An 18,219-nucleotide genomic window follows, 5' to 3' on the forward strand; every position below is an offset into this window, starting at 1 on the left:
ATGGCATCAATTATTGCACCATCCATCCTATCTGCTAACTTTGCACAGCTTGGAGATGACATTAAAGCAGTCGAGAAAGCAGGTGCAGACTGGATACATATCGATGTAATGGACGGTCATTTTGTTCCAAACCTTACGTTCGGTGCGGCCGTAATAGCAGCAGTGCGAGCTGTGACTAAGCTTCCATTCGATGTGCATCTTATGATAGAAAAGCCGGAGCTGTCGATCGACCAGTATATTGCTGCCGGTGCTGACCGTATTACGATTCATGCAGAGGCTTGCGTTCACCTGCACCGCACCGTCCAATATATTAAGAGCAAAGGGCTGCCGGTTGGGGTGGCTATCAATCCTGCTACTCCGGTATCTGCATTGGAATCGATCATTCATGATTTGGACTTGGTTCTCATTATGACGGTAAACCCTGGATTCGGCGGGCAATCTTTTATTATGCATGCACTCGACAAGCTTCGCCAGCTAACAAAAATGATCAATGAAAAAGGTATCGGACATATCGATGTTCAGGTTGACGGCGGCATTAATGCAGAAACAGCCGCACTAGTTCGCGAGGCTGGCGCTAACGTGCTTGTAGCAGGCAGCGCAGTGTTTGGTGCTCCAAGCTTAGAGCAAGCTATATCATCACTTCGTTAGGAGGAGAGTTATGGAACGCTCCCGATTTATGACCGCTTTAATTGTGTGCGCGTATTCGCTGTTAGCGGGATTGTCGCTTGCGCTATTTTCTAATATTACAGAGTTTCACCGCTATATTTTTTCTTTGTTAGCGCTTTATATAGGCATTCGCTTTTTCAAAAATTTTGAGCGATTGGGTCTTCGCATTACGTTTTTCGTACTGGCTATCTTTTTCTTTTTCTTGTCAACGATTATATATGCCATGTACATATATGCTAAAGAACACCCTGAATTATTTACAAATGTGTCTTAATCCTCGAATATCCGCATACGCATAGGAATAGTACGGAGCAGCCTTGCATAGTATGAATACATAAGCGTAGGTTTTGTGACGGCCTAATTCGAAGAGCGTGTCTGAGGAGGGATGAGGCATGAAATTTTATACGATCAGATTGCCTAAATTTTTAGGCGGGTTTGTAAAAGCAATTTTAAATACCTTCCAAAAAAATTAAATATGCTGTCCTATTACTCACCTACGGTCTTTAATTGCTAAGTGCTAGCTTTATTATGAGCTTGATTCATATTGCAGCAGCCGTGGCATTTTGCTATAGGATAATGATCCGGGACATTCGCAGTAAATATAAGCTAAGTATAGGGAAGCCTATACTTACTTATATTTTTTTTACAAAAAAGCCTAAGTGTTTGAATCTGACTTGCTACCTGCTAATATTGATCTTATATTTCGCCGGCAGCTTTCCCGGGGATGGCGAGCCGCTTACCTTGTTGAATACGCAGACTGGCCATTGTTGAGCGCTTGAAGCAGCTGGGGGAGAGCATGCCGGTTAATAAAAAAAGCACCTGTGATCAGGTGCTTTTGTCTATGGCTGAGCCATTACTATACGCGTTGTACTTTACCGGATTTCAGAGCGCGTGTGCTAACGTAAACACGTTTTGGTTTGCCGTCAACTAGGATGCGAACCTTTTGCACGTTTACGCCCCAAGTACGGCGGGACTTGTTGTTTGCGTGAGTAACGTTGTTGCCTGTTCCAGGCGATTTGCCTGTAAGATAACATCTGCGGGACATGACTACACCTCCTTAAAATGTTGCAATGAAAAAACGGGTTCCATATTGCGCTTAATTGAATCAATTTCATAATATGGCTAACTGCTGTAATCAAGAAAATATAGATCGATGAAACTAAGGATCTACATCTAATCATTGCAATGAGTTATGAAATTGATTTAACCAGCAATGCGATAGCGTAATCGTATCTGTAAAAAAGCAGAATACCGACGCCTGTTAAAACACACTTGGATATCGTACCATAAATTGCGTGGTTCTTCAACCAGTATCTGCTTTGTTACAACGTTTTGTGTTACAGACTTCAATAACGTGGTAGTTTATAGTACAATGGTAATTAGTCCATACTTGAGAGGGTAAGGGAGCGTGTTAGGATGACTTTGCAGCTTAAATCCGAGCTAGGCGCTATTTATGTGTCGGAAGAATGCGTTGCAGTTATTGCAGGTTCCGCAGCTATGGAATGCTATGGACTGGTAGGCATGGCTTCGCGAAAACAATTGAAGGATGGTCTTGCTGAGCTGTTGGGCAGGGACAATTGGTCTCGCGGGGTTGTTGTAAGAAAAGAGAATGAAGAGCTGCATATTGATCTCTATATCATTGTCAGCTATGGAACAAAGATCTCTGAAGTAGCGCACAACATACAATCCAAAGTAAGATATGTGCTGAATGATGTAGCAGGTTTGCAAGTAGATCAAATCCATATATTCGTACAAGATGTAATGGTATCCAGGTAGCGGAAGGGGAATTTTTCATTGGGTAAGCGCTCTATTAACGGAACGGATTTTGCCGCCATGGCGTTGTCCGGCGCACAATATTTACAAAGGAATGCAGAATACGTCAATGCGTTGAATGTATTTCCTGTGCCGGACGGCGATACTGGCACAAATATGAACTTAACTATGGACTCTGGTGTTCGAGAGCTGAAAGGCAAGCCGTCAGAACATTTGGGTAAAGCGGCAGAAGCGTTGTCGAAAGGACTGCTAATGGGCGCACGCGGCAATTCCGGCGTCATATTATCGCAGCTGTTTAGAGGGTTCTCGCGCTCGCTCGCGGCGTATGAGGAAGCAGGAACAACTCAAATTGCGGCAGCGTTGCAGCATGGGGTAGATATGGCCTACAAGGCGGTAGTCAAGCCGGTTGAAGGTACGATACTTACCGTTGCGAAGGAAGCAGCCAAGCATGCTGTTGCCTATGCGCGCCGCAGCAGTGATGTTATTGCACTTATGCGTGAAGTATACGAAAGAGCAAATGAAGCACTTCAGAAAACACCGGATTTACTTCCTGTACTTAAACAGGTTGGCGTAGTGGATTCAGGAGGTCAAGGGCTGACCTTTATTTATGAGGGCTTTTTGCGCAGTCTGCTGGACAATGAGTCTGGCGGTTATTCTGATTCGTTATTTATGACCTCTGAAGCTGCTCTGCCTGAAGAGGTAGCTGTACCAGCAGCGGCTGTCAGACCTGTTGCAGTGCCAACCTCGGCACAAGCGAAGCTAGTGACAGACGATATTGAATTTTTATACGATATGGAATTTTTTATAAATCGCAAGCTGGCAAAAAGTTCTGCAGTGTTTTTTGATGAATCCGCTTACAAGAGGGCGCTTGAAAAGGATGGCGACTCTATACTTGTTATCGTAGATGACGAAATCATCAAAGTGCATGTCCATTCGCGCAAGCCGGGCGATGTGCTTAATCTTTCTTTGCCTTATGGAGAACTTATTGATATTCATATATTGAACATGCGCGAGCAGCATCGGGATTTGCTTGAGGAAAGCCCGGCGGCTACCGTCCATGTCGATTTTTCCGCGGCTGAGCTGCTTGCAGGTCAAGCACCTGAAGGAGTGTCATTAGGACAAATCTATGAGCGCGCTCCATTCGGAATGGTTGCTGTAGCAATGGGTGAAGGCATTTCCGAGATGTTCCACGCAAGCGATGTTGATATTGTGCTGTCAGGCGGGCAGACGATGAATCCAAGCACAGAGGATTTTTTGAATGCGATAGAATCACTTTCAGCGGAGCATATTTTCCTTCTTCCCAACAATGGGAATATTATTTTGGCAGCGGAACAGGCTGCTGAATTAAGCGAGCGCAATGTAACGGTTATTCCTACAAGAACCGTGATACAAGGCTTGTCTGCCGTACTGGCCTTCAAAGAAGATGAAAGCGCAGAACGCAACAAGGAATGGATGATCAGCGCTGCTTCGCATGTACAGTCCGGTCAAGTAACTTCAGCAGTACGCGATACAGTTATCGAAGGAATTGTCATTAAGGAAGGCGATTTTATCGGCATCAAGGAGAAGGAAATCGTAGTTTCAGACGCAAGCCTTCTCGCTTCCTGCCAGGCTCTTCTGCAAAAAATGCTCGCAGATGGCGGCGATCTGCTTACTGTTCTATATGGTGAAGGCGCAGATGACGCGATTACGAAGCAGCTTTCTGCTTGGCTGGAGGAGAATTACAGCGACCTTGAATTAGAGGTTCATGCAGGGGGTCAGCCGCTGTACCCGTATGTATTTGGACTAGAATAATGCAGCGACTATGAATGAGATAGGAGAGTTAGCCTATGGGAAAGGTTCGTATCGTTACGGATAGCACCGCTGATATTCCGCAGGAGGAGCGGGAGCGGCTTGGAATTGCTATGATTCCGCTAAAAGTACATTTCGGCGAAGAAACTTATTTGGATGCAATTACGATTGGCACCGAGCAATTTTATAAAAAGCTGGTACAATCGCCTATTCTGCCAACAACGTCTCAGCCATCGCCGGTAGAGTTTACAGAAGTATACGAGAAGCTGTTGGCTGAGGAGCCGGATACGTCTATTATTTCAATCCATTTGGCAGCGGTGCTTAGCGGCACCTATCAATCCGCTACGATTGCGCAGTCGATGATTGAAGGGGAAGCGGATATTACAATTGTGGATTCCAAGTCCGCTTCTTTCGGTATTGGCTATTTAGTTGTCAAAGCTGCCGAGATGGCGCAGGCAGGCCGCTCCAAGGATGAAATTGTAAAGGAGCTTCAAAGGCTTCAGGAAGGCTTTAATTTGTACTTTCTTGTGGATACGCTTGAATATTTGCAGAAGGGCGGCAGAATCGGCAAGGCGTCAGCCCTGATTGGCTCCATTCTTAATATTAAGCCTATTCTTACCTTGGACAAGGAAGGCGGCGTGTTTCCGGTAGACAAGGTGCGCGGCTCGAAAAAAGCGATGGGCCGGATTGTGGAGCTGCTTAAAAAAGATTTTGGCGATGAGCCTGTCGGCTTGACGCTGGCATGGACAGATGATACGACGGTCGCGATGGAGCTTGGCGAACGCATTAAAAGCGAATTAAACGTGAAGCAGGTTGGCTATACGACGGTAGGTTCCGTTATTGGAACGCATACGGGTCCAGGCACCTCTGCTGTATTTATGTATAAGGTGTGAAAGTAATATGGCATTCATTCATGAGGTTTCAGTAAGACAAGTTAAAGGCGTGACGGCTCTTAAAGAACAAGAGCTTCACGCCTTTGGCATACATACAATTGAAGATTTGCTGCTCTATTTTCCTTTTCGTTACGAGGATTATCGCGTGAAGGAGCTAGCGGAGGTCAAGGATGGCGACAAGGCGACTGTGCTGGGCATTGTGCGCGGCATGCCGATGCTGCAGCGGTATGGCCGCAATAAGTCGAGACTGTCTTGCAAGGTGGAGTGCGGCGGGATGCTGATTACTGCAGTATGGTTTAATCGCCATTTCCTGAAGGATCAGCTGTTTCCCGGCCGTGAGCTGATGCTGACGGGCAAATGGGAGCAGCAGCGCCTGCAAATGACTGTATCGGAATCAGAATTTACTGGTGGCGCTTCAGCGACAGCATTGGCTGGCTTTGAGAAGCTCAGCCCTGATCGGTCTGCAAAAACGAGCAAAACAGATACGCTGCAGCCTGTATACTCGATTGGCGGCAGCATTACACAAGCGTGGATGCGCAAAACTATCGCGCAGGCGCTGCTGCAATTTGAGACACTTATTGATGAGGTGCTGCCTCATGAGCTGGTGGAGCAGCATCATCTGATGGCAAGACGTGAGGCGATTAGACGGATTCATATGCCTGGTGATGTTGGAGACGGGCTGGAAGCCCGCCGCCGGATGGTGTATGAGGAATTGTTTTTATTTCAGTTGAAGCTGCAAGCTTACCGTTCTTTGCACGTAAAACGCAATGATGGGATCGCTATGCCGATCGACAGCCAAACGATACGCGATTTTGCGGCTACGCTGCCGTTCGAGCTTACAGCCGCCCAGAAGCAGGTCGTTAATGAGCTGTTGAAGGATATGAGACGCAGCAGCGCAATGAATCGGCTGCTGCAAGGCGATGTAGGCTCCGGCAAAACCGTAGTAGCTGCTATCGCTCTGTATGGCGCATATACAGCAGGACATCAAGGAGCGCTTATGGTGCCAACCGAAATACTTGCCGAGCAGCATATGAAGTCTTTGCAAAAGCTATTCGCCGGCACAGGAATTGAGCTTGGACTTTTGACCGGCAGCCTGACCGAGCGGAAAAGGCGAGATGTGCTTGCAGGCCTGCAAATGGGCATGATTCATATTGCAGTCGGCACCCATGCGCTTATTCAGGAGGACGTACATTTCCATAGCCTGGCACTTGTTGTTACCGATGAGCAGCATCGCTTTGGCGTTAATCAGCGCAGCATACTGCGTCGTAAGGGGCCCAATCCGGATGTGCTGACGATGACCGCGACGCCGATCCCAAGAACACTTGCCATTACCGCCTTTGGCGATATGGATGTGTCAACGATTCGGGAAAGGCCGCAGGGGCGCAAGCCGATCAAAACTTATTGGGTCAAGCATGACGCTTTCGACCGGGTCATTGGATTTATTCGCAAGGCGGCATCGGCAGGCAGGCAGTCTTATGTTATTTGTCCGCTTATAGAGGAATCCGAAAAACTCGAGGTGCAAAATGCGATCGATTTGCATATTCAACTGCAGCAGGCGCTGCCTGATTTGCAAATTGGCTTGCTGCATGGCCGCATGTCAGCAGCAGAAAAGGATGAAACGATGGGCGCCTTCGGTGCAAATGAGTCTCAGGTTCTTGTCGCTACAACAGTTGTCGAGGTAGGGGTGGATGTTCCTAATGCGACAGTGATGGTCATTATGGATGCAGAGCGCTTTGGCTTGTCGCAGCTGCACCAGCTGCGCGGCAGAGTGGGCCGGGGAGAGCATCAGTCGCATTGTATATTGATTGCCGATCCTAAATCAGAAACTGGCCGTGAGCGCATGAAGGTGATGACTGAGACGAATGACGGCTTTGAGGTGGCACGCAGAGATCTGGAGCTGCGTGGCCCGGGAGAATTTTTTGGCACCAAGCAAAGCGGTCTGCCAGAGTTCCGCCTTGCCGATATGGTGAGTGATTATGAGGTGCTGGAGCAGGCGCGCGATGATGCGGCAAGGCTTACGGAACGAGAGGACTTCTGGCAAGAGGAACGCTTCTCGCGCTTGCATGCAATCTTGAGCCAGGATGAGAGATTTCAAGGAGAGCAGCTTGATTAGGAAAGAAATGCCTCTATACAGCATATAGTGAATGGATGGGGTCATGGACTTAGCTGTATGGAGGTGTCAAGCTTATGAGTTATCAGAAATATGGTATTAGCCAGCAGCTTGTGGAAAGAATTAAGCGCAAAATGAAAAATCCGGCTGTAAAGGAGCGGATGCGCCTGCTGCTCAATGGTGTAACCAAATATGATCTGCAGGATAGAACGAGAGTGAAAAGGCTCGTAAAGGCTGGAGCGGCTATCGTATCAGAGAAGCTTTCAGACACGCAGGAGGAGCAAATTATTACTTTTGTGCTGGCGCAAAAAATCGATCCGAAAAATACGTTTCATTTGTTGAAGCTATGGGGAATGTTTCGTTAGCTGATAGGTAAATGTAAATATGAAAATGAAAGGCTCGCCGAATGATTGGCGGGCCTTTTGAAATATAACCATGTACAAGTTTTGAACGCTTTTATTATTCTGAGCTACCAGAGCTCAAGCTGGCCTTCAATTGCCTGCCTGTCTATGAAAGAAGGTGATTCGGCGCGGGCATTTCCAACTTTGGGCGATACGGGATACGCCTCCATCTCTTCGGCAGGATAGGGCTTTAAGAGCGGAAGCAGCAGCTCGCTGCTTTGTAAGGATCGATCAAGCCAAAGCTGTTCATCCTGCTTGTTCAGCAGGACTGGCATTCTATCATGAATCGGAGCTACGACACTATTGGCAGTCGTCGTAAGGATCGAACAGCTGCTGACTTTGCTTTTATCCGGTGCAATCCAAGTATCATATATGGCGGCCATACTGAATAGCGAGCGGTTCTTCATCACAATGCGCATGGGCTGCTTGCCGCCGGACGTCAACACCCATTCGTAGAAGCCGTCGGCAGGTATAATGCAGCGCTTGCGCTGGAAGGAATCGCGAAACGCCGGTTTTGCGGCAACCGTTTCGGAGCGGGCATTAATCATGCTGCTTCCACGCTTGTCATCATCAGCCCACGAAGGAATGAGGCCCCACTTAAGCAGGCCAAGCCGATTGCTCTGCCCGTCATGAATAATAGCGGGAATTTGCTGGGAAGGAGCAACATTATATCGCGGCTGATGGAATGGAATGTTCGTTTCTCCCAGCTCGTATCTGATGATCAGCTCCTCTAAGGTTACAGTAATCGTATACCTGCCGCACATTTTCAGCGCCCCTTTGTACAGTTCCGTAATTAGATGTAATTATATTATACACCTCGGAATCTACGAAGGCGAATGAAGCTGCGCACTTTCGATGTCTGCTATTGGAAACCATTCCCCGTCAACCATAAATCTGTTTTGTGAATGATCGATATAGTCAACGATGCCGATGACCTGAAGCTGCTCGAATGGATGAAACAGAGTAATGGAAATTTGCTTGCGAAGCTTTAGCGAAGTACTCATCATGCATGAAATGAGCTGACATTCCTGCTCGTCAAGCTCGATTCGCGATCGCCGTCTAGCGGTTTCAACATGCTGGGCCAAGGCGGCCTTATGCTCAGGCAGCATCATCCGGCTTGACTCCCACATCCCGTTGCCTTCCAGCTTTTTGCTATGCTTTGTATTCATTTAAAATGACCTCCTATCAATTTGGATCGAAGTAATGCTTGGCCTGGCTGTGTTATGGATACAGCTCGAAAAATGCTGGAATCGCCATACTTGGATTTAATTGCATCCGTAGCCTTTTCCAGCGCCATCATTTTTTCCCGGTTTAAATCAAATAAAGACAGCTGGTATTCGTCGTCGGCACATAGCCCGGAAAGGCTGACCCCTACTTTACGTACGGGCAAGCCGTTCCAATGCTTCATTAGCAGCTTGACGGCGGTATCATAGATGCGGTTAGTAATGTTGGTCGGGTCGAGCATTTTCATCTGGCGATGAAAGCCGTTCGGACGCTCGTAATCTGCGCCCATGCAGCTGACCGAAACCACGTAGCCCATATAGCCTTTGCTGCGGCAGCGCTGGGCAACAAGCTCCGTCAGCTCAAGCAGCACGATTTTGATTTCGCTTGCGCTGCTGTAGTCTTGCGGCAGCGTCATCATATGCCCGATTGATTTGGGCACTGTTTGGGCGAGCGTCGTTGTTACAGGGCTGTCGTCAATGCCGTTGGCGATGCGCCAGTACAGCTCCGCATTAATATCGGAATCGCGCCCGAATTTGCGGCGCATCATTTGCTTCAGCTGCTCCAGCGGGGTAGAAGCGAGATCGCCGATCGTTTCGAGCCCCATCATGTTCAGATGGCGATTCATGCGGCTGCCAACCATGAACATGCGAGCAATCGGCAGCTTCCATAGCTCCTCCTTCATTTGCTGGCTGCCCATTGTATAAATGCCACTGCTGTTCTTCTTGGCGAAATTGTCGCAGGCCATTTTGGCTAAAATTTTGTTGGAGGCAATGCCAAAGCGAGTGTAAATGCCAGTTTCGGCAAGCACGCGCGCTTGAATCGTCTGGGCGAGCTGCTCCGCTGTCCCATAAAGATGGAGGGTGGAGGTTACGTCAAGAAATTGTTCATCGATAGAATAGGGCTCCACAATGTCAGTAAACGATTGATAGATAGTTGTAATCATAAGCGAGACATCAATGTAGAGCTGCATGCGGGGCTTAGCAACGATCAGCTCCGGGCATTTGGCGAGTGAATCGCCAAGCCGTTCAGCTGTCGTAACGCCGTATTTTTTTGCTACAGGGCAAGCGGCCAAAATGATGCCGGAGCGCCGTTCGGGATCGCCGGCTACAACAAGCGGCAAATGCTTTTGCTCCGGCCGCTCGGCTTTTTCAACAGAAGCATAGAAGGATTGGCAGTCTGCAAGCATAATAATCCGGTTCGCTGCCATGATCAAACACTTCCCCTCTCACTTTTAAGAACATGTGTTCTATAATATTATATACAGAACGCACGTTCTTATTCCATATCATTTTATGGAAAATAAGCTGGAAATGTTCGACATATATACATGCAAAAAACGAGCAGATGCTCGCGAAGAAGGCATTGCCCGTTTTTTGTCGCCTGCTATTGCGCAAGGTTATTAAAGTAGTTCTCATTAAACTTTACACTTGGATGCTCGGGGTTCAGCTTTTTTGTCTCTTCATGGTGCGCTAAAGCGCGCTCGCGGTCGCCTATTCTGTCGTAGCATACGGTGAGCTGAAGATGCGGCAGCCACGTCCAGGAGGCATGATCGATCGGGCTAAGCAGATGAGCAGGAACCTCCAGCAGCGTGGCTTGGCGGAACCAGTGTATCGCTTGCTGCCAGCGTCCGCTTTCCATAAAAACATTGCCGAGCTGACAGCAAAATTCTGCCCGTGGCAGGTCATAGACTAATGTTCTGAATAAAGCTTGCATTTGTTTTTCCCGCTGCATCAACTGACCGTAGCAAAATGCTTGCTTCATGCATGCGCCGATTTCATCCTCAACCCAGCCGAGCCTCGTATTCAAAAACTGCTCATACATATCGATTGCTTCGGCATATCGTCCATTGTCACGCAGCTCATTGGCAAAATAGTATTGGTCTCGCGGCGAGAAATTTTCTCCTTTTTCTTTACGCTTCAAATAAATTTGCAGGTTGCGGTCGGTATGTGTACGCTCCTTGCGGTGCCGCACAGCTATGTCACTGTTATATACACTGCCGGACACGGCTAAATATTCATGGACAGGCCCATGCCACTGAAAGCCGCAGCTTCTGCGTACAAGGCGATTTCTGCGCAGACTGTATACAGGATTGCCTTTTTGATCGACCGTAAGCACATAATTCATCGTGACGCTGTCGTAGTCAAACGGCTTTTGCTGCTTCAGCGCAAGCAGTCCTTGCAGGTCCTCATCCCCCAGCACATCATCTGCATCCAGCCACATAATAAACTTTTGGGTTGCTTTGCTGAAGCTGAAATTGCGAGCTGCCCCAAAATCGTCTATCCAAGGAAAGTCATATACTTTAGCGCCGAAGGATTCGGCAATTTCTTTGGTGCGGTCGGTTGAGCCGGTATCTGCGATTATAATTTCATCCATGGCTTCTTTGACGGAGGCGAGGCAGCGCCCAAGGCTTTCCTCCTCGTTTTTGACAATCATGCATAAGCTGATGGTAATCATGCGTTTCTAATCCCTCCCATGCCAATAGCGTGTATGAAAATACACGTATGATATAAGGTATGACGAGCTTCTTGAAGTGTGCGCATGACAATAAAGAAATTATTTGCTATGATAAAGTATGCTTCAAATGTTAAGAGTCTTTAATTAGGCTCTCTTGGCATGGCTTATAAGTAAGTACTGGGGAGCTGGTTGGACCGGCTGAGAGGGGATGCTTTACATTCCGACCCATATACCTGATCCGGATAATGCCGGCGTAGGAATCGTTTTGCATACTGTCCATATTGGCGTCCTTCTCATATGCAGTTGGCGTCAGCGTGACAATTATTCGTGCAGACAGCGTTTCTCCGGATCGGGAGAAGCGCTTTTTTTTGTGCGAAGGAGACGGTTTGCCGGTGAGTAAGCTGCTGCTCCAAAGGTGCTTGGTGCATTTGAAGCAGGCAGAGAAAGGATAGGCAGGAAATAGAGAAAGGGGCAAGTCAAATGAGAAAATATGCTGGAAGATGGACAAAGGGGATTACGGCAGCTATGCTGGCAGCTTTGCTTATTATTTCAGGCTGCGGCGGCAAAAAAGAGAATAACCAGACAGGAGAGAGCAGCGGGAAGCAGCTGAAAAAGGTGCAGCTTTTGCTCGATTGGTCGCCAAATACGAATCATACGGGAATTTATGTCGCTCGTGACAAAGGATATTTTGCGGAGCAAGGTCTTGATGTTGAAATTATAATGCCTGGCGACGATGGTGCGAATCCGGCAGTAGCTGCCGGTACAGTGCCATTTGGCGTAAGTTATCAGGAAACAGTAACGATGGCGCGTGTAGAGGGGCTGCCTATTGTGTCGGTCGCGGCGGTTATCCAGCATAATACGTCAGGCTTTGCATCGCCGAAGGAGAAAGGAATCGATTCTCCCAAAAAGTTCGAAGGAATGCGTTATGGCGGTTGGGGAGCACCGGTAGAGGAAGCGGTTATAGACTCGATTATGCGTACTCAGGATGCTGATATTGAAAAAGTAGAGCTGCTGAGTATTGGAGATGGCGATTTCTTTACAGCTGTCAAGCGGGATATTGATTTTGCATGGATTTTCTACGGCTGGACAGGTGTCGAGGCGGAATTGCGCGGGGAAGAGCTGAATATGGTTTATTTGACAGATTACAGTGAGAAACTGGACTATTATACGCCTGTTATTGTTACGAATGAAAAAATGATTGCAGAGGAGCCGAAGGTAGTTGAATCCTTCGTTGCTGCTGTTGCGAAGGGCTATCAGTTTGCAATCGAAAAGCCGGAAGAAGCAGCGGACGTATTGATAAAGGCAGTGCCGGATTTGAATGAAGAGCTTGTACGCGCAAGCCAAAAATGGTTGAGTCCTTATTACAAGGATGATGCGCCGCGCTGGGGAGAGCAGAAGCTGAGCGTATGGCAAAATTACGCTGACTGGATGCATGAAAACAAGCTGCTTGATGGCGAATTGGATGCAGAGAAGGCGTTTACGAATCAATTTTTGCCAAGCGGCAAGTAATATTGATGAGAGGATGAGCAGCATGGCTAACGCATTAATACGCATTCTGCCGGTGGATCGATTGCTGGAGAAATATCCAGATGGCCAGTAATCATGGAGGAAGACGAGGAATATGGCGAAAAATATGGCCGCCGACCGTTGTGATGCTAGGCTTGCTGAGCGTATGGCAAGCTAGCGTATCGCTGGGGTTGTTCTACAGCTGGATCGTGCCCTCGCCATGGGCGGTCGTGCAGGAATCGATAAAGATAGGGCCGCGGCTGGCGGAGCATACCGGCTCTACGCTTCGCCTTACGCTGATGGGCTTTGGCTTCGGTGCAGCGGGCGGCTTTCTATTATCGATGCTGCTGCATCTAGTCCCGCTGCTGCGCTCGGCCCTGTACCCGCTCCTCATATTGTCTCAAAATGTGCCGCTTGTTGTCATTGCTCCGCTGTTGACGCTGCTGCTCGGATATGGGTTGCTGCCGAAGGTGCTGCTTGTAACGATGGTTTGCTTCTTTCCGGTGGCCATTGCCATGCTCAGCGGACTTTCCGGAACGGACCAGGTGCTGCTCAATTATATGCGCATGATCGGCAGCAGCAAATGGCAGCTGTTTTGGCGCCTGGAGCTGCCTTATTCGATTACTCATTTGTTTTCGGGTCTCAAAATCGCGGCTACATACAGCATGCTGAGCGCTGTTGTTGCGGAGTGGATATCACCCAAAAACGGCCTCGGCGGTTTTCTTATATTATCCTCGCGCAACTACAAGCCTGAACGGGTATTTGCTGCCGTTATTATTATAGTTGCGATCAGCCTGCTGTTATTTGGTCTCGTATTATTGGCGGAACGTTTCATCGTGCGCTGGCGGACGAAGAAGGAAGGGGGCTTGCAGTAATGCTTGAAGTATCGCAATTAAGCAAATCATTTGGCGGCCGCAGGCGCGGCGAAGCCGGCAAGCTCATACTTAATCGATTGTCCCTGCGCGTATCGGAAGGAGAGTTTGTATCGATTATCGGTCCCTCTGGCAGCGGCAAGACGACTTTGTTTCAGCTTATCGGAGGACTGGAGCTGCCCGATGAGGGAGAGATCAGTATTGCCGGCGCAACGGTAACGGGCCAGCGAGGCCATGTTGCCTACATGCCGCAGCAATCAGCGCTGCTGCCTTGGCAAACGGTTCGGCGCAATATCGATCTGTCGTTAACGATTGCAGGCATGCCTGCTGCTGAAGCAAGACAGCAGTCACAGCAATGGCTGCAGCGGATCGGTCTCGGCGAGTATGCAGATGCTTATCCGCAGGTGCTTTCAGGCGGGATGCAGCAGCGAGTATCCTTTTTGCGTGCACTGCTGTCGCCTAAGCCGCTGATGCTGCTGGATGAACCTTTCGGTGCGCTTGATGCATTAACGAGAATGGAGATGCAGCAGTGGCTGCTATCAATATGGGAGGCCAATCGCAGATCGGTGCTGCTTGTGACGCACAGCATTGACGAGGCGCTGCTGCTGTCCGACCGCATTATTGTATTATCTGCTGCTCCGGCCGTTGTTTTGCAGGAGCTGGCCGTTCCGTTTTCACGCCCTCGCAGCAATGAGCTATGGGCAGAGCCGGCATTCAATGAGCTGAAGCGTTATATTTACGGCTTGCTGCATAAAGGAGTGGAGAGCGGATGACGAAGCTGGCTTGCATAGATGCTCATATTCATTTGGATATGTATGAGGAAAGGCGTCAAAAGAGTCTGCTTGCTGATGCGAAGCAAAGCGGCGTTGAAGCAGTTGTCGCAGTATCGATGCATTTGGCGTCATGCAAGGCGACGAGAGAACTGGCCAGCCGCCATACGCCGTATATTATTCCAGCGTATGGCTATCATCCGGAGCAGCCTGTTCCCGGCAAGCTGGAGGCGGATAAGCTGTTTGATTGGCTGCAGCAGCGCTATGAAGCTGGCGAACAGTTTGCCATTGGCGAGGTAGGGCTTCCCTATTATCTGAGAACAGAGAAGGCTGAAGCGGGCGAGCTGTTTGATGAACAGCCTTATGTTGATCTGTTAGTACGGTTCGTGGAGCTTGCTGCCAAATGGAATCGGCCAATCGTGCTGCATGCCGTGTATGAGGATGCAGCCAAAGCCTGCGAGCTGCTTGAGAAGCATCGGGTGACGAAGGCGCATTTTCATTGGTTTAAAGGAGATCGGGCTGTTGTAAGAAGAATGGCCCAGGCAGGCTATTATATATCTGTAACGCCCGATGTGCAGTACGAGGAGGAGATCAAAGAGCTGGTACGCCAGTATCCATTGGAGCTTATAATGGTTGAGACGGATGGACCATGGCCATTCGAGGGCCGCTATGAAGGACTGGAAACTGTTCCGGCTATGGCACTGGATGCAGCAGTTTGTATCGCTGAATTAAAAGGCTTGCCGGCTGAGCAGGCAGCTGCAGAATTGATGGCAAATACGAAAAGGTTTTATGGTATATAAATTAAAAAGAAGAACTTGCGTGTCAGCAGGTTCTTCTTTTTTACAGCTATAGTAAGTTCAGCTTGTTCGCAAGCGCTCTTTACGACTGATCAAAATCGTCAAGCTGACCAGCGTTACAAATATAGTCGCTCCCATATCCGAAAGTATCGCTATCCAAAGCGTCAGCCAGCCTGGAATCGTGAGCAGCAACGCTATTAATTTCAGCCCAAGCGATACGGAAATATTAAATGAGATGATGCGATTGACACGCTTGGCTACGGAGATTGCTTCAGGCAGCTTGCCCAAATGATCCTGCATAAGCACAATATCAGCCGTTTCTATAGCGCTGTCTGTGCCTTTGCCCATTGCGATGCCCAGCTGTGCGGTAGCAAGTGCGGGAGCATCGTTGATCCCGTCACCGATCATAGCAACCTTGCCCTGGCCGGCAAGTGTTTTCACTTTAGTTACTTTATCCTCAGGCAGCAGGCCGCTGAACCATTTCGTCAGGCCTATTTCTGTGGCTACTTTGCTTGCCGATGCTTCATGGTCGCCGGTCAGCATAACAGTGTTGGCAATGCCAAGCTTGCGGAGCTGTGCAATAATAGAATGGCTTTCTTCTCTAATCTCATCGGCGATGCCGAACATGCCCAGCACAGCGGTTTCACTTGCAACGAGCACAATAGTAAGTCCATTAGCTTTCCATTTATCTATTTGCGTTTGCACGGAATCTGGCAGCTCCAAATGTGTAATATTGCTTTCGCTGCCGAGCCAATATGGCGTCCCATTAAGGGAACCTGTCAGCCCTTTGCCGGCTACAGCCTTTAGTTCTTCCATAGCAGGAAGCTCTATATGCTGTTCATCGACATGCTTCATAATAGCTTTTGCAAGCGGATGTGATGAGGATTTCTCCATTGCGCCGGCGATCATTAGGAAGCGTTCGTCGAAGCTTTCTTGTTCGACAACGTGCGGTTCACCCTTTGTAAGCGTACCTGTTTTATCAAATGCAATCGTATCAATCCGGCCAAGCTGCTCCAGATGGACGCCGCCTTTTATAAGAATGCCAGCGCGTGCTGCCCGTGTAATACCGGAGACAATTGCGATAGGAGAAGATAAAATTAGCGCACAAGGACAACCTACGATAAGAACAGACAGCCCTTGATACAGCCAATCCATCCAGCTGCCGCCGAAAAACAGTGGAGGCAGAACTGTAACCAGCACCGCGACGACAAGTATGAAAGGCGTATAATACTTGGCAAAGCGATTGATAAACAGCTCAGTAGGCGTCTTTGTTTCTTGCGCTTCTTGAACTAGATGTAAGATTTTTGCTAGAGAGGAGTCCTCATAAGCTTTATCAATCTGGACAATTAACTGTCCATCCTCATTGATCGTTCCGCCAAATACATGACTGTCGGCTTGCTTATCGACAGGCATCGATTCTCCGCTTATTGCTGCTTCATTTACTGAGCTGAACCCTGAAAGGACAGTGCCGTCGGAAGGTATTTTTTCGCCGGGTTTAATAATAACGGTGTCGCCGGCCTGCAGCTCAGAAATAGCAACAATATATTCGTTTCCGTCGATCAGCTTTGTAGCTTGACTAGGAGCTGTATCGAGCAAAGCTTCCATGGATCTTCTTGCTTTCTCCATGCCGTAGCCTTCGAGCAGCTCGTTAAGGCCGAATAGGATGGCGACAAGCGCTGCTTCCTTCCATTCCCCAATGCAGGCAGCGCCGATAAGGGCGATCGTCATAAGCGTATCAATATTGAATTTGAGCTTAGTTAATTGAATAAGTCCGCGAATAAAAGTGGTATAACCGCTTAACACGATAGCAGCAATAAAAGTTCCAATTACAATATACGGGCTAACGGCTCCGTCAAGCAGCAATGCTGCTGCATATAATATTGCTCCGCCAATTACCTTCATTAGCATAAAACGTTGATTGCCATGATCATGGCTATGCCCATCCTCATGAGCATGCCCATCTTCATGACTGTGCTCATGCCCGTCACTACCGGAGTGGCTGTGTGTATGATGCTGGCCGGAATGAGCAGCTGCCTGCCTTGAGTTAGCTGGATAGGAGCGGGCAATTGAAGCGCCGTCTTTTTTTAAAATACGCTTAATATCTTCCATAGATACTTCGGGATCGACGGTTAATTTACCGGAATTATAGCTGAGCGTTGCACTGTCTCCATGTTGAAGCTGTTTAATTTCTTCTTCAAGCCTGCTTGCGCAACCGGCACAGGATAAGCCTTGAATACGATATTGGTTCATTGTTCTCACCCTTCGAAACAACATATGAGTATTTATTCATATGATATTCCAAGCTGTAATATTTGTCAATTAAATAGGATAGGCAAATTTGTTAATTTGTATGTACATAAGCTAAAATGGTTATCTGCCTTTGAAAATCTTGTGTGAGAATAGCACGTGTAGTGTTTATGTGCAAATACAGGTTTCGGATGCTTGCGTTGTGAATCAATAGGAAAACAAAAAGAGGTGTCGGAGGAAATTCCTCTTTAACACCTCTTTATGACAATCTTATTCCTGAAATGCGACATTGACATTAATTTTTTACAGGGACGGGTTCCTCGTAAAACCAAGATATATGCGTGCAGCGATGACAAACTAAAATAGATGCATTTTTGTTAGCCCAGTCAAAGCCGAAAAAAGTAGCTCCACGGGAATTAAGCTGTCGATAATCTTTAGTAAAGCTGTCATTATGGCAAATGGGACAAGTAATTAATATTCCATTAATAGCAAAATTCATTGATCCTCAACCCCTCCCAGCTTAATAATAGTAATACGAAATATTGGTAAGTAAGTTGCAAATAGCTGATGCCGCAAGACAAGAAAGCATATTAATCCAATCTGCATCAAAACTGGATATGGACGATCATAAGGACGTATATAAGCGAATTAAAGAAATATCTCAGAGATCAACAAATATAACCAGCTATCAATAATTGACAAGTGTGAAGTTATTAGG

Annotated in this window: 18 protein-coding genes and 1 riboswitch; of the genes, 12 read left to right on the top strand and 6 right to left on the bottom strand. The window is 47.9% G+C overall.

The window, feature by feature from the left end:
• The 3 genes from rpe to spoVM all read left to right on the top strand — a co-directional run bounded on the left by rpe (position 1) and on the right by spoVM (position 1,139).
• Positions 1 to 648 (top strand): ribulose-phosphate 3-epimerase, encoded by a 648-nt coding sequence (gene rpe / locus ACRRU2_RS01730; RefSeq protein ID WP_432499756.1) that lies wholly within the window; start codon positions 1 to 3, stop codon positions 646 to 648.
• Positions 649 to 658: 10 nt separating this feature from the next.
• Entirely contained in the window at positions 659 to 940 is a 282-nt protein-coding gene (locus tag ACRRU2_RS01735; protein ID WP_331702345.1) for a hypothetical protein, read from the top strand.
• A gap of 118 nt (positions 941 to 1,058) precedes the next feature.
• Positions 1,059 to 1,139, top strand: coding sequence for a stage V sporulation protein SpoVM (gene spoVM, locus ACRRU2_RS01740; protein ID WP_331702365.1), 81 nt, complete (start codon positions 1,059 to 1,061; stop codon positions 1,137 to 1,139).
• A gap of 383 nt (positions 1,140 to 1,522) precedes the next feature.
• On the opposite strand, the gene rpmB is transcribed toward spoVM, so the two are convergent.
• Complete coding sequence (gene rpmB / locus ACRRU2_RS01745) at positions 1,523 to 1,711, bottom strand: 50S ribosomal protein L28 (RefSeq protein ID WP_331702346.1); 189 nt, start codon at positions 1,709 to 1,711, stop codon at positions 1,523 to 1,525.
• 371 nt (positions 1,712 to 2,082) lie between these two features.
• Between rpmB and ACRRU2_RS01750 the strand changes: the two genes are divergently transcribed.
• The 5 genes from ACRRU2_RS01750 to ACRRU2_RS01770 all read left to right on the top strand — a co-directional run bounded on the left by ACRRU2_RS01750 (position 2,083) and on the right by ACRRU2_RS01770 (position 7,595).
• The gene (locus ACRRU2_RS01750; protein WP_331702347.1) at positions 2,083 to 2,442 is read left to right on the top strand and encodes an Asp23/Gls24 family envelope stress response protein; all 360 of its coding nucleotides are present in this window, start codon (positions 2,083 to 2,085) and stop codon (positions 2,440 to 2,442) included.
• Positions 2,443 to 2,460: 18 nt separating this feature from the next.
• Positions 2,461 to 4,230, top strand: coding sequence for a DAK2 domain-containing protein (locus tag ACRRU2_RS01755; protein ID WP_432499757.1), 1,770 nt, complete (start codon positions 2,461 to 2,463; stop codon positions 4,228 to 4,230).
• Between the two features lie 35 nt (positions 4,231 to 4,265).
• Entirely contained in the window at positions 4,266 to 5,120 is an 855-nt protein-coding gene (locus ACRRU2_RS01760; RefSeq protein ID WP_331702349.1) for a DegV family protein, read from the top strand.
• 7 nt (positions 5,121 to 5,127) lie between these two features.
• The gene (gene recG / locus ACRRU2_RS01765; protein WP_432499758.1) at positions 5,128 to 7,233 is read left to right on the top strand and encodes an ATP-dependent DNA helicase RecG; all 2,106 of its coding nucleotides are present in this window, start codon (positions 5,128 to 5,130) and stop codon (positions 7,231 to 7,233) included.
• A 74-nt stretch (positions 7,234 to 7,307) separates the two neighbouring features.
• Positions 7,308 to 7,595, top strand: a complete 288-nt coding sequence (locus ACRRU2_RS01770; RefSeq protein WP_331702351.1) for a stage VI sporulation protein F — start codon at positions 7,308 to 7,310, stop codon at positions 7,593 to 7,595.
• 104 nt (positions 7,596 to 7,699) lie between these two features.
• On the opposite strand, the gene ACRRU2_RS01775 is transcribed toward ACRRU2_RS01770, so the two are convergent.
• From ACRRU2_RS01775 to ACRRU2_RS01790, 4 genes are all read right to left on the bottom strand, one after another.
• Positions 7,700 to 8,395 carry an SOS response-associated peptidase gene (locus ACRRU2_RS01775; RefSeq protein ID WP_432499759.1) on the bottom strand — a complete coding sequence of 232 codons (696 nt, stop codon included), beginning with the start codon at positions 8,393 to 8,395 and terminating at the stop codon, positions 7,700 to 7,702.
• Positions 8,396 to 8,455: 60 nt separating this feature from the next.
• A complete protein-coding gene (locus ACRRU2_RS01780) occupies positions 8,456 to 8,800 on the bottom strand; it encodes a YolD-like family protein (protein WP_331702353.1) in 345 nt (114 codons plus the stop codon).
• Positions 8,797 to 10,062, bottom strand: a complete 1,266-nt coding sequence (locus ACRRU2_RS01785) for a DNA polymerase IV (RefSeq protein WP_432499760.1) — start codon at positions 10,060 to 10,062, stop codon at positions 8,797 to 8,799. The genes ACRRU2_RS01780 and ACRRU2_RS01785 overlap by 4 nt, the downstream gene beginning before the upstream one ends.
• 176 nt (positions 10,063 to 10,238) lie before the next feature.
• On the bottom strand, positions 10,239 to 11,309 hold the full coding sequence (locus tag ACRRU2_RS01790; protein ID WP_331702355.1) for a glycosyltransferase: 1,071 nt from the start codon (positions 11,307 to 11,309) through the stop codon (positions 10,239 to 10,241).
• 168 nt (positions 11,310 to 11,477) lie between these two features.
• A riboswitch (TPP riboswitch) is annotated at positions 11,478 to 11,588 on the top strand.
• 201 nt (positions 11,589 to 11,789) lie between these two features.
• On the opposite strand from ACRRU2_RS01790, the gene ACRRU2_RS01795 reads away from it, so the two are divergent.
• From ACRRU2_RS01795 to ACRRU2_RS01810, 4 genes are all read left to right on the top strand, one after another.
• Positions 11,790 to 12,818: an ABC transporter substrate-binding protein gene (locus ACRRU2_RS01795; protein WP_331702357.1), complete on the top strand. Its 1,029-nt coding sequence runs from the start codon at positions 11,790 to 11,792 to the stop codon at positions 12,816 to 12,818.
• Between the two features lie 80 nt (positions 12,819 to 12,898).
• A complete protein-coding gene (locus tag ACRRU2_RS01800) occupies positions 12,899 to 13,690 on the top strand; it encodes an ABC transporter permease (RefSeq protein ID WP_432499761.1) in 792 nt (263 codons plus the stop codon).
• On the top strand, positions 13,690 to 14,460 hold the full coding sequence (locus tag ACRRU2_RS01805; RefSeq protein WP_432499762.1) for an ABC transporter ATP-binding protein: 771 nt from the start codon (positions 13,690 to 13,692) through the stop codon (positions 14,458 to 14,460). The genes ACRRU2_RS01800 and ACRRU2_RS01805 overlap by 1 nt, the downstream gene beginning before the upstream one ends.
• Positions 14,457 to 15,257 carry a TatD family hydrolase gene (locus tag ACRRU2_RS01810; protein WP_432499763.1) on the top strand — a complete coding sequence of 267 codons (801 nt, stop codon included), beginning with the start codon at positions 14,457 to 14,459 and terminating at the stop codon, positions 15,255 to 15,257. Before ACRRU2_RS01805 ends, ACRRU2_RS01810 begins: the two co-directional genes overlap by 4 nt.
• A 57-nt stretch (positions 15,258 to 15,314) precedes the next feature.
• Here ACRRU2_RS01810 and ACRRU2_RS01815 read toward each other — a convergent pair whose 3' ends face one another.
• A complete protein-coding gene (locus ACRRU2_RS01815) occupies positions 15,315 to 17,504 on the bottom strand; it encodes a heavy metal translocating P-type ATPase (RefSeq protein ID WP_432499764.1) in 2,190 nt (729 codons plus the stop codon).
• Between the last annotated feature and the right edge of the window lie 715 nt (positions 17,505 to 18,219).

It is taken from the genome of Paenibacillus sp. GXUN7292, assembly GCF_050864975.1.
GTDB lineage: Bacteria > Bacillota > Bacilli > Paenibacillales > Paenibacillaceae > Pristimantibacillus.

What these genes read in the sequence shown, in the direction of transcription:
- rpe (WP_432499756.1), top strand. Translation starts at nt 1, where the DNA reads ATGGCATCAATTATTGCACCATCCATCCTATCTGCTAACTTTGCACAG.
- ACRRU2_RS01735 (WP_331702345.1), top strand. Translation starts at nt 659, where the DNA reads ATGGAACGCTCCCGATTTATGACCGCTTTAATTGTGTGCGCGTATTCG.
- spoVM (WP_331702365.1), top strand. Translation starts at nt 1,059, where the DNA reads ATGAAATTTTATACGATCAGATTGCCTAAATTTTTAGGCGGGTTTGTA.
- rpmB (WP_331702346.1), bottom strand. Translation starts at nt 1,711, where the DNA reads ATGTCCCGCAGATGTTATCTTACAGGCAAATCGCCTGGAACAGGCAAC.
- ACRRU2_RS01750 (WP_331702347.1), top strand. Translation starts at nt 2,083, where the DNA reads ATGACTTTGCAGCTTAAATCCGAGCTAGGCGCTATTTATGTGTCGGAA.
- ACRRU2_RS01760 (WP_331702349.1), top strand. Translation starts at nt 4,266, where the DNA reads ATGGGAAAGGTTCGTATCGTTACGGATAGCACCGCTGATATTCCGCAG.
- recG (WP_432499758.1), top strand. Translation starts at nt 5,128, where the DNA reads ATGGCATTCATTCATGAGGTTTCAGTAAGACAAGTTAAAGGCGTGACG.
- ACRRU2_RS01770 (WP_331702351.1), top strand. Translation starts at nt 7,308, where the DNA reads ATGAGTTATCAGAAATATGGTATTAGCCAGCAGCTTGTGGAAAGAATT.
- ACRRU2_RS01775 (WP_432499759.1), bottom strand. Translation starts at nt 8,395, where the DNA reads ATGTGCGGCAGGTATACGATTACTGTAACCTTAGAGGAGCTGATCATC.
- ACRRU2_RS01780 (WP_331702353.1), bottom strand. Translation starts at nt 8,800, where the DNA reads ATGAATACAAAGCATAGCAAAAAGCTGGAAGGCAACGGGATGTGGGAG.
- ACRRU2_RS01785 (WP_432499760.1), bottom strand. Translation starts at nt 10,062, where the DNA reads ATGGCAGCGAACCGGATTATTATGCTTGCAGACTGCCAATCCTTCTAT.
- ACRRU2_RS01790 (WP_331702355.1), bottom strand. Translation starts at nt 11,309, where the DNA reads ATGATTACCATCAGCTTATGCATGATTGTCAAAAACGAGGAGGAAAGC.
- ACRRU2_RS01795 (WP_331702357.1), top strand. Translation starts at nt 11,790, where the DNA reads ATGAGAAAATATGCTGGAAGATGGACAAAGGGGATTACGGCAGCTATG.
- ACRRU2_RS01800 (WP_432499761.1), top strand. Translation starts at nt 12,899, where the DNA reads ATGGCCAGTAATCATGGAGGAAGACGAGGAATATGGCGAAAAATATGG.
- ACRRU2_RS01805 (WP_432499762.1), top strand. Translation starts at nt 13,690, where the DNA reads ATGCTTGAAGTATCGCAATTAAGCAAATCATTTGGCGGCCGCAGGCGC.
- ACRRU2_RS01810 (WP_432499763.1), top strand. Translation starts at nt 14,457, where the DNA reads ATGACGAAGCTGGCTTGCATAGATGCTCATATTCATTTGGATATGTAT.
- ACRRU2_RS01815 (WP_432499764.1), bottom strand. Translation starts at nt 17,504, where the DNA reads ATGAACCAATATCGTATTCAAGGCTTATCCTGTGCCGGTTGCGCAAGC.